Origin of the sequence: Streptomyces sp. NPDC014727, from assembly GCF_043083485.1 — a bacterium.
In the GTDB taxonomy this organism is placed as follows: Bacteria; Actinomycetota; Actinomycetes; order Streptomycetales; family Streptomycetaceae; genus Streptomyces.
In genome coordinates this window covers 381,505-393,973 of the sequence record NZ_JBIBYR010000001.1, presented here as the reverse complement: position 1 = coordinate 393,973, position 12,469 = coordinate 381,505, and the positions used below count along the sequence as shown (strand labels likewise).

Annotated in this window: 11 protein-coding genes and 1 riboswitch; of the genes, 2 read left to right on the top strand and 9 right to left on the bottom strand. The window is 67.2% G+C overall.

Features of this window, described 5'->3' with window-relative positions:
- Positions 1-127: 127 nt before the first annotated feature.
- Positions 128-245, bottom strand: a riboswitch (SAM riboswitch).
- A gap of 83 nt (positions 246-328) precedes the next feature.
- The 5 genes from trpD to ACF1B9_RS01770 all read right to left on the bottom strand — a co-directional run bounded on the left by trpD (position 329) and on the right by ACF1B9_RS01770 (position 5,705).
- Positions 329-1,393, bottom strand: a complete 1,065-nt coding sequence (gene trpD, locus ACF1B9_RS01790) for an anthranilate phosphoribosyltransferase (protein WP_391740045.1) — start codon at positions 1,391-1,393, stop codon at positions 329-331.
- A 124-nt stretch (positions 1,394-1,517) separates the two neighbouring features.
- On the bottom strand, positions 1,518-3,167 hold the full coding sequence (locus tag ACF1B9_RS01785) for a cytochrome bc complex cytochrome b subunit (RefSeq protein ID WP_391740046.1): 1,650 nt from the start codon (positions 3,165-3,167) through the stop codon (positions 1,518-1,520).
- Complete coding sequence (locus ACF1B9_RS01780) at positions 3,164-4,216, bottom strand: Rieske 2Fe-2S domain-containing protein (RefSeq protein ID WP_391740047.1); 1,053 nt, start codon at positions 4,214-4,216, stop codon at positions 3,164-3,166. The genes ACF1B9_RS01785 and ACF1B9_RS01780 overlap by 4 nt, the downstream gene beginning before the upstream one ends.
- A complete protein-coding gene (locus tag ACF1B9_RS01775) occupies positions 4,213-5,022 on the bottom strand; it encodes a c-type cytochrome (RefSeq protein WP_376285009.1) in 810 nt (269 codons plus the stop codon). Before ACF1B9_RS01775 ends, ACF1B9_RS01780 begins: the two co-directional genes overlap by 4 nt.
- Positions 5,023-5,084: 62 nt before the next feature.
- Positions 5,085-5,705, bottom strand: coding sequence for a heme-copper oxidase subunit III (locus ACF1B9_RS01770; protein WP_114244128.1), 621 nt, complete (start codon positions 5,703-5,705; stop codon positions 5,085-5,087).
- A gap of 187 nt (positions 5,706-5,892) precedes the next feature.
- On the opposite strand from ACF1B9_RS01770, the gene ACF1B9_RS01765 reads away from it, so the two are divergent.
- Positions 5,893-6,291 (top strand): hypothetical protein, encoded by a 399-nt coding sequence (locus tag ACF1B9_RS01765; protein WP_391740048.1) that lies wholly within the window; start codon positions 5,893-5,895, stop codon positions 6,289-6,291.
- Between the two features lie 57 nt (positions 6,292-6,348).
- Here ACF1B9_RS01765 and ACF1B9_RS01760 read toward each other — a convergent pair whose 3' ends face one another.
- The 4 genes from ACF1B9_RS01760 to coxB form a co-directional block, all read right to left on the bottom strand.
- The gene (locus tag ACF1B9_RS01760) at positions 6,349-7,605 is read right to left on the bottom strand and encodes an Ig-like domain-containing protein (RefSeq protein WP_391740049.1); all 1,257 of its coding nucleotides are present in this window, start codon (positions 7,603-7,605) and stop codon (positions 6,349-6,351) included.
- Between the two features lie 118 nt (positions 7,606-7,723).
- The gene (locus tag ACF1B9_RS01755; RefSeq protein ID WP_391740050.1) at positions 7,724-8,122 is read right to left on the bottom strand and encodes a cytochrome c oxidase subunit 4; all 399 of its coding nucleotides are present in this window, start codon (positions 8,120-8,122) and stop codon (positions 7,724-7,726) included.
- Positions 8,119-9,855 (bottom strand): cytochrome c oxidase subunit I, encoded by a 1,737-nt coding sequence (gene ctaD / locus ACF1B9_RS01750; RefSeq protein WP_391740052.1) that lies wholly within the window; start codon positions 9,853-9,855, stop codon positions 8,119-8,121. The genes ACF1B9_RS01755 and ctaD overlap by 4 nt, the downstream gene beginning before the upstream one ends.
- On the bottom strand, positions 9,852-10,814 hold the full coding sequence (gene coxB, locus ACF1B9_RS01745) for a cytochrome c oxidase subunit II (protein WP_391740053.1): 963 nt from the start codon (positions 10,812-10,814) through the stop codon (positions 9,852-9,854). Before coxB ends, ctaD begins: the two co-directional genes overlap by 4 nt.
- Positions 10,815-11,084: 270 nt before the next feature.
- On the opposite strand from coxB, the gene ACF1B9_RS01740 reads away from it, so the two are divergent.
- The gene (locus tag ACF1B9_RS01740) at positions 11,085-12,467 is read left to right on the top strand and encodes a cysteine desulfurase/sulfurtransferase TusA family protein (protein ID WP_391740054.1); all 1,383 of its coding nucleotides are present in this window, start codon (positions 11,085-11,087) and stop codon (positions 12,465-12,467) included.
- Positions 12,468-12,469: the final 2 nt, after the last annotated feature.

The window sequence follows — 12,469 nt, the reverse complement described above, 5'->3', positions numbered from 1 at the left end:
CGGCAGCGCAGCGGAAAGCGAAAAAGGGGGCGCGGAGGAGGGCTGAGAAGCCCTATCGCATTCGCGTGCTCACAAGAGACTCCCTAGGGACCAGGACCCCGGGGGTTGGCATTCACAGATGCCGAGGGGCCCGCGCTTGCCGCAGACCTCGCTGCCTACGGCCTGGTCTTCACCCGGGGCACCCCGCCACGGACGGAGGGTTGCCGGACAGCGGGCCGGGGCCGTAGTCGCTGTCACTCATGACCTGCGCAGCATCTTGCCATACGTACGGGAACGCGCAAGGCGCGGTCCAGGATCCGGACCGCGCCCCACGTCACCTACCGTCCGCTCAGGCGTTGCTGACCGCCACCCAGCGCTCCAGCGCCTGTCGCGCCGCGCCGGAGTCGATGGACTCGGCGGCCTGCGCGATCCCGGCGGCGATCTGCTCGTTCAGCGTGCCGTCCGTCGGGTCCAGGGCGACCAGTGCGGCCGCCGAGTTGAGCAGCACGGCCTCCCGTACGGGCCCGTGCTCGCCGGCCAGCACCCGGCGGGCCACATCCGCGTTGTACGAGGCGTCGGCGCCGCGCAGCGCCTGTGCCGGCACGAGCTGAAGGCCGACGTCGCGGGGGTCGAACGCCTCCTCGCGCACCGATCCGTCCCGGACCACCCAGACGCGCGAGGTAGCGGTCGTCGTCAGCTCGTCCAGGCCGTCGTCACCGCGGAAGACCAACGCGGAGTTGCCGCGCTCCGCGAGGACGCCCGCGACGATCGGCGCCATCCGCAGGTCGGCCACGCCGATGGCCTGGGACCGCACCCTGGCCGGGTTGGTGAGCGGTCCGAGGATGTTGAAGGTGGTCTGGGCACCGAGCTCCTTGCGGGCCTTGGCCGCGTACCGCAGGGCAGGGTGGAACTTCACCGCGAAGCAGAAGGTGATGCCCGCCTCCTCGGCCACCTCGACGACCCGCTGCGCGCTGAGCTCCAGATTGACACCGAGCTTCTCCAGCACGTCGGAGGAACCGCTCGCCGAGGAGGAGGCGCGGTTGCCGTGCTTGACGACCTTGGCGCCGGTGCCCGCGATGACGATCGCCGACATCGTCGAGATGTTGACCGTCTTGGCGAGGTCGCCGCCGGTGCCGACGATGTCGACCGTGCGGCCGGGTACGTGGATGGTGTTGGCGTGCTCGTACATCGCACGCACCAGGCCCGACACCTCGTCGACCGTCTCGCCCTTGGCACGCAGGGCCACCGCGAAACCGGCGATCTGCACATCGCTCGCCTCGCCGCTCATGATGCGATCCATCGCCCACGCGGTGTCCTGCGCGGTCAGGTTCTCGCCGCGCAGCAGGGGGTTCAGCAGGCCGGGCCAGGAACGGTCCGCCACGCTGTCGCCGCCGACCGGGGTCACAACGTTCATGGTCCGCTCCTGGGGTCCACAGCCGAAAAAGGGGGTAAGGCCCACCCTATCGAGCGCCGCGGACAGCGAAGAGCCCCGTCCATCGGATGGACGGGGCTCCTGCTGTGGCGATCAGTTCAGGCGATCAGTGGTGACCGTGGCCGCTGGTGATCTCCTTGTACTCCTCGACGGTGGGCTTGGCGATCTGGTTGTTCTCGCCGTAGTAGCCCTTGCTGAGCCTGGCCCGCAGCTTCTGCAGAGCGGGCACCTTGCGCTCGACACCGTTCTCGTCGACCGTCGGGCCGATCTCGGCCGGCTGGTACTGCTCGTGCGCGGTGAGCGTGTGCAGCTGCTCGGGACCGAGCGGCTCGTGGATCTCGACGAACTCACCGTGCGGCAGGCGCTTGATGATGCCGGACTCGCGTCCGTGCAGCACCTTCTCCTTGTCGCGGCGCTGGAGGCCGAGGCAGATCCGCCGGGTGGCGATGAACGCGATGACCGGGCCCACGAAGATGAAGATCCGGACGAACCAGGAGATGGCGTTCAGCGACAGGTGGAAGTGCGTGGCCCACAGGTCGTTGCCACCGCCGATGAAGACGATGACGTACTCGGTGATCCAGGCGACGCCGAAGGCCGTCCGGGTCGGAGCGTTGCGCGGGCGGTCCAGGATGTGGTGCTCGCGCTTGTCCCCGGTGACCCAGGACTCGACGAACGGGTAGACCGCGATGATCGCGAGCACCAGTCCGAAGGCCATCAGCGGGATGAACACACCCAGGACGAGCGTGTGACCCCAGAGGTTGATCTCCCAGCCGGGCATCACTCGGATCAGACCCTCGGCGAAGCCCATGTACCAGTCGGGCTGGGCGCCGGTGGACACCTGGTCCGGGCGGTACGGGCCGATGGCCCAGATCGGGTTGATCGACGCGATGGCGGCGATGACGGCGATGATGCCGAAGACCAGGAAGAAGAAGCCACCGGCCTTCGCCATGTACACCGGCAGCAGCGGCATACCGACGACGTTCTTGTTGGTGCGGCCCGGACCCGCGAACTGCGTGTGCTTGTGGTAGAAGACCAGGATCAGGTGCGCCACCAGCAGGCCGAGCATGATGCCCGGCAGCAGCAGGATGTGGATCGAGTAGAACCGGGCGACGAAGTCGTGACCGGGGAACTCTCCGCCGAACAGGAACATCGAGATGTACGTGCCGACGATCGGCATCGACAGGATCGCGCCCTGGGTGAAGCGGACACCCGTACCGGACAGCAGGTCGTCCGGGAGCGAGTAGCCGGTGAAGCCGGTGAACATACCCAGCACGAACAGCAGGAAGCCGAACAGCCAGTTGATCTCGCGCGGCTTGCGGAACGCACCCGTGAAGAAGACGCGCATCATGTGCACGAACATGCCGGCCAGGAAGATCAGCGCGGCCCAGTGGTGGATCTGCCGGACCAGCAGACCACCGCGGACGTCGAAGCTGATGTCCAGCGTCGAGGCGTAGGCCTCGGACATCCGGATGCCCTGCATCGGCTCGTACGAGCCGTGGTACACGACCTCGTTCATGCTCGGGTGGAAGAACAGCGTCAGATACACACCCGTGAGGATGATGATGATGAAGCTGTAGAGGGCGATCTCACCGAGCATGAAGGACCAGTGGTCCGGGAAGATCTTGCGCATGTTGGCCTTGGCCAGGGAGTAGATCCCGAGCCGGCCGTCCGCCCAGTCGGCCACCCGCTCACCGGCGGGCGCCTTGCGATTCCCCGGTGCCGCGGCACCGGGTGTGTTCGTGGTCGCAGTACTCATCCGCGCTCCCAGAATGCAGGACCGACGGGCTCTTCGAAGTCACCGAGCGCCTCGAGGTTGCCCTCACTGTTCACACCGATCCGCAGCTGCGGAAGGGCGTGACCGGCCGGACCGAAGATGACGCGGGCGCCGTCGGAGAGGTCGAAGGTGGACTGGTGGCACGGGCAGAGCACGTGGTGCGTCTGCTGCTCGTACAGGCTGATCGGGCAGCCGACGTGCGTGCAGATCTTGGAGAAGGCCACGATTCCCTCGTGGGCCCACTCGCGCTCGCGCTTGTCCTTGATGTTCTTCGGCTCGATGCGGATGATCATCAGCGCGGCCTTGGCGATCTGATTCTGGAAGTCCTCCGCGTCCTCCGACAGGCCCTCGGGCATGGCGAAGGTCAGCGAACCGACGGCGACGTCCTCGGGACGCAGCGGCTCCATCGTGTTCATGTTGATGAGCCGCTTGCCCTTGGCCCACAGGGTGTTGCGGAGCTTCTTCTCCGGCAGCGGACCGAGGTCGCGCAGCAGCATCACTCCGGAGAGCGGCACCAGGGCCAGCGCGCCGAACATGGTGTTGCGGATCAGCTTGCGCCGGCCGAACGCGGACTCCTCGGCACCTGCCGCGAAGTCGGCGAGAACCTTCGCCTTGACCTCGGGCTCGGCCTCGATGGCGTGCCGGTCGTCGGCGACCTCCACGTCGGACATCAGGGTGCGCGCCCAGTGGACGGCACCCGCGCCGATCGTGAAGAGGGCCACGCCCAGGGTCAGACCCAGGGAGAAGTTGAGCGCGCTCACATGGCCGAAGGGCCAGATGTACACGATCTTGTCGACCGGGAAGACGACGTACGAGGCGATGAAGTCGACCGTCGCCAGCATGGACAGCGTGAACATGAACGCCACGGCGCGCTCGGAGCGCTTCGCGGCCCGTTCGTCGATGTCCTGGATGCGCGGCTTGTGGGCCGGCAGCCCCGGGTCGGCGAACGGGTCGTCCGCGACCTCTACCGCGCCGTGCGCAGTGCCCTGCTCAGCGGGCAGGTTCTCGTCTGGAATCTCTTGGCTACTCATGACTTCTTGGCCTTAGCGGTGTGGGCCGCGACCCAAATGGCAACTGCGATCAGTGCGCCGAGTCCGAAGATCCAGGCGAACAGGCCCTCGCTGACCGGCCCCAGGCCGCCCAGCGTGAGACCGCCCGGGTTCTCGGTCTGGGCGCCGTTCACGGTCTGGACGTACGCGATGATGTCCCGCTTCTGCTGCTCGGGCATCGTCGTGTCCGGGAAGGACGGCATGCTCTGCGGACCGGTCTGCATGGCCTCGTAGAGGTGCTTCGGGTCCACGCCTTCGAGGCTGGGCGCGTACTTGCCGTTCGTCAGCGCACCGCCCTGGCCGGTGAAGTTGTGGCACTGAGCGCAGTTGGTGCGGAACAGTTCGCCACCCTTGGCGATGTCCGCGCCTTCAGGGCTGACCTGGCTCTTGGTCGGAACGACCGGACCGGCGCCGAGCGACGCGACGTACGCCGCGAGCTGGTCGATCTCGGCCTGGCTGTAGATGACCTTCTTCTTCGGTACCTGGGCACCCGGCTGCTGCGCCGGCATGCGTCCCGTACCGACCTGGAAGTCCACGGCGGCGGAGCCCACGCCGACCAGGCTCGGCCCGTCGGTGGTGCCCTGACCGCCGGTTCCGTGGCAGCTGGCGCAACCGACGGAGTACAGCTTCTTGCCCTCGTCGATGGCAAGGGACTGGGCGGTGTCGTCGGCCTGCGCCTTACTCGCGGGCGCAAACGCGGCGTACAGCCCCCCAGTGGCCGCCAGCGCGAGGAGTAGTACGACGACCGCCGCCAACGGATGGCGTCGTCGTGCGGAGAGCTTTTTCACGGATTACCCCGGTGTCAGGATCTTCTGCGTCGATGCTGGATGTGGTTCGGGTTCGAGCCCGGTTACTTGATCATGTAGATCGTGGCGAAGAGGCCGATCCACACGACATCGACGAAGTGCCAGTAATAGGACACGACGATGGCGGCGGTCGCCTGTTCGTGGGTGAACCTCTTGGCTGCGTACGTCCTGCCCAGAACGAGCAGGAAGGCGATGAGCCCGCCTGTCACGTGCAGCCCGTGGAAGCCGGTCGTCAGGTAGAACACCGAGCCGTACGGGTCCGAGGACAGCGAGAGGCCGTCCTTCTTCACCAGCTCGGTGTACTCGAAGACCTGGCCTCCGATGAAGATCGCACCCATCACGAAAGTGATCACGAACCAGGTACGGAGCTTCTTCACGTCGCCCCGCTCCGCGGCGAAGACGCCGAGCTGGCAGGTGAGTGAGGAGAGCACCAGGATCGTGGTGTTCGTCGCGGAGAACGGGAAGTTCAGGGCCGAGGCCATTTCCTTCCAGTGGTCCGGTCCCGTCACCGATCGCAGGGTGAAGTACATCGCGAAGAGGGCCGCGAAGAACATCAGCTCGGAACTCAACCAGATGATGGTTCCGACGCTGGTGAGGTTCGGTCGATTGACCGACGGGTGCGCGTGCCCGGTTTCTACTGTCGTTGCTGTCGCCACGACCGACATTATGTCGGTCCCTTATCCCGCCCTCACTCCGGGGGGTGCCGTTCGGTGTGTCAACACGGTGTGCCCTCCCCGAACAGCCCATGAATCCGCCGTCCCGAGCGGTACTGACAGGCCATCGGGCGGAGTACGATCCGCGCATCGGTTCATGCCCGGAAAGCCCCGAAGACACAGATGTCACGGAGGAACAATGCAGCCGACCGCCACGGTCCTGGTCTACAGCGACGACGCCAACACCCGTGAGCAGGTGAGGCTGGCAGCCGGGCGCAGGCCGGCCGACGACGTGCCACCGGTGGAGTTCCTCGAGTGCGCCACCCTGCCCGCCGTCCTGGAGGCGCTGGACAACGGCGGCATCGATGTCTGCGTGCTGGACGGCGAGGCGGCGCCCGCGGGCGGTATGGGCGTCTGCCGGCAGATCAAGGACGAGATCTTCCACTGCCCGCCCGTCCTGCTGCTGATGGGGCGCCCGCAGGATGCCTGGCTGGCCACGTGGAGCCGTGCGGACGCCGCGGTGACCCTGCCGGTCGAGCCGGTCGAGTTCGCGGAAGCCCTGGCCGCTCTGCTGCGCAACAGGCTCTGCGCGGCCTGAGGCCCGCCGCGGATCCGTCCGCGGCCCCGCTGAGGGGCGGCGCGCCCCCCGGGCCGGTCAGACCTCGGGGCGCAGTCGCGCCGCCTGGATCGTGTCCGTGCGGTCCGGGGTGGCGTTCTTCTGCAGCGCGCTGCCCTTCAGCCATTTGGCCCAGGAGAGGTTCCAGTCGCCGTAGCCGTTGTCGAACGGAGTCATCGTCTCGCCCTGGCTGCCGACGACCTGGACGATGTCGCCCGTGCGCACGGTGTTGTAGAACCACTCGGCCAGGCCGGTGGTCATCCCCGTACAGCCGTGGCTGACGTTCGCGTACCCCTGCGAACCGGTGGACCAGGGGGCCGCGTGCACGTACTCGCCGCTCCAGGTCACGCGCGTCGCGTAGTAGACCATCAAGTCGTACGAGTCGGACGAGCTCTCCGAGATGCCGATCGTCTCACCGCGCATGCGTACGGCGTATTCCTTGGCCAGCACGACCTTGACACCGTTTCGGGTGGCGAAGCCCGGTTTGCCGGTGGTCACCGGAATGGTGTTGATCACTTTCCCGTCGCGCTTGACGGTCATCGTGTGCGCGGCAGCGTCGGTGATGGCCTCGATGCGGTCGCCGGTGGTGAGCCTCAGCGGCTTCGTGGGGGCCCCGTACAGGCCGCCGGTGACCTTGACTCCGGCCAGGCCGCTGGTGATGTCGATGGTGGCTCTGGCGGGCCAGTACTCCTTGGGACGGTAGTGCAGGGTCTTGTCGTCGACCCAGTACCAGGAGCCGGTCACGGCGGGCGTGGAGCGGACCCGCAGGGCGCGCTCCACGATGGCCCTGGACGCCTTGTCCTTGATCGGAGCGCTGAGTTCCGCCGTGATGGGCTGTCCGACGCCGTAGGTGCCCGCCTGAGGGCCGAAGGCGACCTTCAGGAACTTCTTGGCGGAGGTGGTCCCGAAGGAGAGCGTACGGCTGCCCGGATCGCCGTCGCCGTCCTCCATGCTGACCCGGACCGTGTAGCGGGTGCCCGCGGCGAGCGGGGAGGTGGCGTGCCAGCGCCTCCCGTCGGCGTCGAGCTCGCCCGCCAGATGGCGTCCTGCCGCGTCCACGGCCGTGACGTCCGTGATCCGGCCGTCGTCACCGTCGACGGTGAGTTCGAGCGGCTTGTCGGAGTCGACCTTCTCGTCGCCGTCGGAGACGTTGGCGGAGATCTCGTCCACGGCGTCGTACGGTTTCGCCGCGAGCGGGTGGCCGTCGGACCCCCCGCACGCGGTCACACCTGCGACCAGGGTCACGACCAGCAGAGTGCAGCTCACTACGGGGCGGAAGCGCGGCGTGTGGTTCATGAACACACGTTATGAAGATTCATCCCTATAAGCGCGCTATGTGACTGCAAACGGGGGGCCTGTACTTCTTTTGGTGGAGAAGTACAGGCCCCCCGTCAGGTGGAGCGGTGACGCGAGGTCACTGGGTGCGGTTCTCACCGCGGTAGTACTCGAAGACCCAGCCGAACAGACCGATCAGGATGACCGGGGTCGAGAAGTAGAGCAGCCACCAGCCGAACACGATGCCCAGGAAGGCCATGGCGCCGCCGATCGCCAGCGCGAGCGGCTGCCAGCTGTGCGGGGAGAAGAACCCCACCTCGCCGGCCTCGTCCGCGACATCGGCTTCCTTGTTGTCCTGGGCCATGGCGTCGACCCGCCTGGCCGTGAAGGCCAGGTAGAAGCCGATCATGACGCTCAGGCCGAAGGCCAGGAAGAGCGCGGTGGTACCGGCCGGCTCCTTCGACCACACGCCGTACGTGATGGCCATGGCGAGCATGAAGACGCTCAGCCAGATGAACATCTTGCCCTGGATCTTCACTTGCCGGCCTCCTTGCCACCAGCGAGGGCCCTGTCGCCCTCGGAGTGGTGCTCCAGCTGTTCCAGCGCCGCGATCTCCGGGTGATGCAGGTCGAACGCCGGGGATTCGGAACGGATCCGCGGCAGGGTGAGGAAGTTGTGCCGCGGCGGCGGGCAGGAGGTCGCCCACTCCAGCGAACGGCCGTAGCCCCACGGGTCGTCGACCTCGATCTTCTTGCCGTACTTGGCGGTCTTCCACACGTTGTAGAAGAACGGCAGCATCGACAGACCGAGCAGGAACGAGGAGATCGTCGAGATCGTGTTCAGCGCGGTGAAGCCGTCCGCGGCGAGGTAGTCCGCGTAACGACGCGGCATGCCCTCGGCACCCAGCCAGTGCTGCACCAGGAACGTGCCGTGGAAGCCCACGAACAGCGTCCAGAACGTGATCTTGCCGAGCCGCTCGTCCAGCATCTTGCCGGTGAACTTCGGCCACCAGAAGTGGAATCCGGAGAACATCGCGAAGACCACGGTGCCGAAGATGACGTAGTGGAAGTGCGCGACGACGAAGTACGAGTCCGAGACATGGAAGTCCATCGGGGGCGACGCCAGGATCACACCGGTCAGACCACCGAAGGTGAAGGTGATCAGGAAGCCGACGGCCCAGAGCATCGGTGTCTCGAAGGACAACGATCCCTTCCACATCGTGCCGATCCAGTTGAAGAACTTCACACCGGTCGGTACCGCGATGAGGAAGGTCATGAACGAGAAGAACGGCAACAGCACACCGCCGGTGACGTACATGTGGTGCGCCCACACGGTCACGGAGAGGCCCGCGATGGCGATCGTCGCGCTGATCAGACCGATGTAGCCGAACATCGGCTTTCGACTGAACACCGGAATCACTTCGGAAATGATTCCGAAGAATGGCAGAGCGATGATGTACACCTCTGGATGGCCGAAGAACCAGAAGAGGTGTTGCCAGAGCAATGCGCCGCCATTGGACGCATCGAACACATGCGCACCGAACTTGCGGTCGGCCTCCAGCGCGAAGAGCGCGGCGGCGAGAACCGGGAAGGCCAGCAGGACCAGCACACCGGTCAGCAGGACGTTCCAGACGAAGATCGGCATGCGGAACATCGTCATGCCGGGAGCACGCATGCAGATGATCGTGGTGATGAAGTTGACCGAACCGAGGATCGTGCCGAAGCCGGAGAAGGCCAGACCCATGATCCACATGTCGGCGCCGACACCCGGCGAACGGACCGCGTCCGAGAGCGGGGAGTAGGCGAACCAGCCGAAGTCGGCCGCACCCTGCGGGGTGAGGAAGCCGGCCACCGCGATGAGCGAGCCGAAGAGGTACAGCCAGTACGCGAACATGTTCAGCCGCGGGAACGCCACGTCGGGCGCGCCGATCTGCAGCGGCATGATCCAGTTCGCGAATCCGGCGAACAGCGGCGTCGCGAACATCAGCAGCATGATCGTGCCGTGCATCGTGAACGCCTGGTTGAACTGCTCGTTCGACATGATCTGCGTGCCGGGACGGGCCAGCTCGGCGCGCATGATGAGCGCCATCAGACCGCCGATGCAGAAGAACACGAACGACGTGACCAGGTACATCGTGCCGATCGTCTTGTGGTCAGTGGTGGTCAGCCACTTGATGACGACGTTTCCCGGCTGCTTGCGCCGGACCGGCAGCTCGTCCTCGTACGAGTCGTCTGCTGCCGCGGCACCCTGAGGTTCGTTGAGGATGCTCACAGTTTGTTCGTCTCCGCATTCCTGGCCGGGTCAGTCTGCGCGATGCCGGCCGGCACGTAGCCCGTCTGGCCCTTCTTCGCCAGCTCCTTGAGGTGCGCCTGGTAGCGCTCCGGGGAGACGACCTTGACGTTGAAGAGCATCCGGGAGTGGTCGACGCCACAGAGCTCGGCGCACTTGCCCATGAAGGTGCCCTCCTGGTTGGGAGTCACCTCGAAGGCATTGGTGTGGCCCGGAATGACGTCCTGCTTCATGAGGAACGGCACCACCCAGAAGGAGTGGATGACGTCACGCGAAGTCAGGACGAAGCGGACCTTCTCACCCTTGGGCAGCCACAGGGTCGGACCCGGGTTGCCGTTCTGCGGGTTCCGCGTTCCCGGGATGCCGTAGTCGTAGACGCCTTCCGCACCCTTGGGGAAGTCCTTCCGGAACCTGTCCGGGATGGCGTCGAGTTCCTTGGGGATCTGGCTGCCCGTGGCGAGCGAGCCGTCCACGTTCTCGATGTAGTTGAATCCCCAGCTCCACTGGTAGCCGACCACGTTGATGGTGTGGGCGGGCTTGGGGGAGAGCGTGAGGAGCTTCGATTCATCGCGCGCGGTGAAGTAGAACAACACCGAGACGATGATCAGGGGGACCACGGTGTACAACGCCTCGATGGGCATGTTGTACCTGGTCTGCGTAGGAACCTCGACCTTGGTGCGGCTGCGCCGGTGGAAGATGACGCTCCACAGGATCAGACCCCAAACCAGCACGCCCGTGGCGAGCGCTGCCGCCCACGAGCCCTGCCAGAGGGAAAGGATCCGTGGCGCCTCTTCCGTTACCGGCGTAGGCATACCAAGACGAGGGAAGTCCTTGTATGTGCAACCGGTGGCGGTCGCCAGGACCAGGCCCGCAGTCAGCACCTGCGGCAGCTTCCGCCGCATCGGGCGCCGCGACGAGCGGTCGGAGCCGTTGGGACTCACGTAGCGCCTTCCCGAGAGTCTCGCCCGCGCGGTCGGCGCGGCCGTCTTTCTGGTCGGTCGCCGCCCTGACGCGGGCAGGGGTTTGGATGTTTATGCGGACCAAACCCTACTGGACGCCATTTGGGGTCGCGCGGGGAGGGTGCCCAACGCGCCGTCCGACACCCCGAAGGGGTGGAGTACGGGCCTGAGGCAGCCATCTGACGCCCCCTCTCCTGGGCGCGCGGGCGGCCCGTCACCGGGCGGCGGCCCGTCGCGGGCTAGCGTGGTCGTGTGCCCTACTTCGACGCCGCTTCCTCCGCTCCGCTGCACCCCGTCGCCCGCCAGGCTCTGCTTGCCGCGCTGGACGAGGGGTGGGCCGACCCGGCCAGGCTCTACCGCGAGGGACGCCGGGCCCGGCTTTTGCTGGACGCGGCCCGGGAGGCCGCCGCGGACGCCGTGGGGTGCCGCCCGGACGAGCTCACGTTCACTCCTTCGGGGACGCGTGCGGTGCACTCAGGAATTTCCGGGGCCCTCGCGGGGCGTCGGCGTGTCGGCCGCCATCTGGTCTTCTCCGCGGTCGAACACTCCTCCGTACTCCATTCGGCCGCCGCCCATGAGGCCCAGGGCGGATCGGTCTTTGAGGTCGCCGTGGACCGGTCGGGTGCGGTGAGCGCGGCGGCGTACGCGCAGGCGCTGCGCGAGGACACCGCGCTGGCCTGTCTGCAGTCCGCCAATCACGAGGTCGGCACCGAGCAGCCGGTGGCCGAGGTCGCGGAGGTCTGCCGGGCGGCGGGGGTGCCGCTGCTGGTGGACGCCGCCCAGTCGCTGGGCTGGGGGCCGGTACCGGACGGCTGGTCGCTGCTGGCGGCGAGCGCGCACAAGTGGGGCGGGCCCTCGGGGGTCGGGTTGCTGGCGGTGCGCAAGGGGGTGCGGTTCGCGGCTCAGGGCCCGGCCGACGAGCGCGAGTCGGGGCGGGCCGCGGGGTTCGAGAACATCCCGGCGATCGTGGCCGCCGCGGCTTCGCTGCGGGCGGTGCGGACGGAGGCGGCGGCCGAGTCCGTACGGCTGCGGGCCCTGGTGGACCGCATCAGGGCCCGGGTGCCGCAACTGGTGCCCGATGTGGAGGTGGTCGGCGACCCGGTGCGGCGGCTGCCGCATCTGGTGACGTTCTCCTGTCTCTATGTCGACGGAGAGACCCTGCTCCATGAACTGGACCGGTGCGAATTCTCCGTGTCGTCCGGTTCCTCCTGCACCAGCAGCACGCTGACCCCGAGCCATGTGCTCAGGGCCATGGGGGTGCTGTCGGAGGGGAACGTACGGGTGTCGCTGCCGGCCGGCACCACGGACGAGGATGTCGACCGCTTCCTGGACGTACTGCCCCGGGTGGTGGCAGAGGTACGGGAGCGGCTGGGGGCGCCCGTCACGGCTCCTCCCTCCCCCGCCGCGTCCGCGTCCCTGGTGGTCGACGCCCTCGGGAAGCGCTGCCCGATCCCCGTGATCGAGCTCGCGAAGGTGATCGGGGACGTGCCGCTGGGCGGGACGGTGACCGTGCTCTCCGACGACGAGGCGGCGCGGCTGGACATCCCGGCCTGGTGCGCGATGCGCGGGCAGGAGTACGTGGGCGAGGAGCCGGCGGACCGCGGCTCGGCCTATGTGGTCCGCCGGCTGACCTGAGA

Excerpts from the sequence above, each read along its gene's own strand:
- trpD (WP_391740045.1), bottom strand. The coding sequence starts at position 1,393 with ATGAACGTTGTGACCCCGGTCGGCGGCGACAGCGTGGCGGACCGTTCC.
- ACF1B9_RS01785 (WP_391740046.1), bottom strand. The coding sequence starts at position 3,167 with ATGAGTACTGCGACCACGAACACACCCGGTGCCGCGGCACCGGGGAAT.
- ACF1B9_RS01780 (WP_391740047.1), bottom strand. The coding sequence starts at position 4,216 with ATGAGTAGCCAAGAGATTCCAGACGAGAACCTGCCCGCTGAGCAGGGC.
- ACF1B9_RS01770 (WP_114244128.1), bottom strand. The coding sequence starts at position 5,705 with ATGTCGGTCGTGGCGACAGCAACGACAGTAGAAACCGGGCACGCGCAC.
- ACF1B9_RS01765 (WP_391740048.1), top strand. The coding sequence starts at position 5,893 with ATGCAGCCGACCGCCACGGTCCTGGTCTACAGCGACGACGCCAACACC.
- ACF1B9_RS01760 (WP_391740049.1), bottom strand. The coding sequence starts at position 7,605 with ATGAACCACACGCCGCGCTTCCGCCCCGTAGTGAGCTGCACTCTGCTG.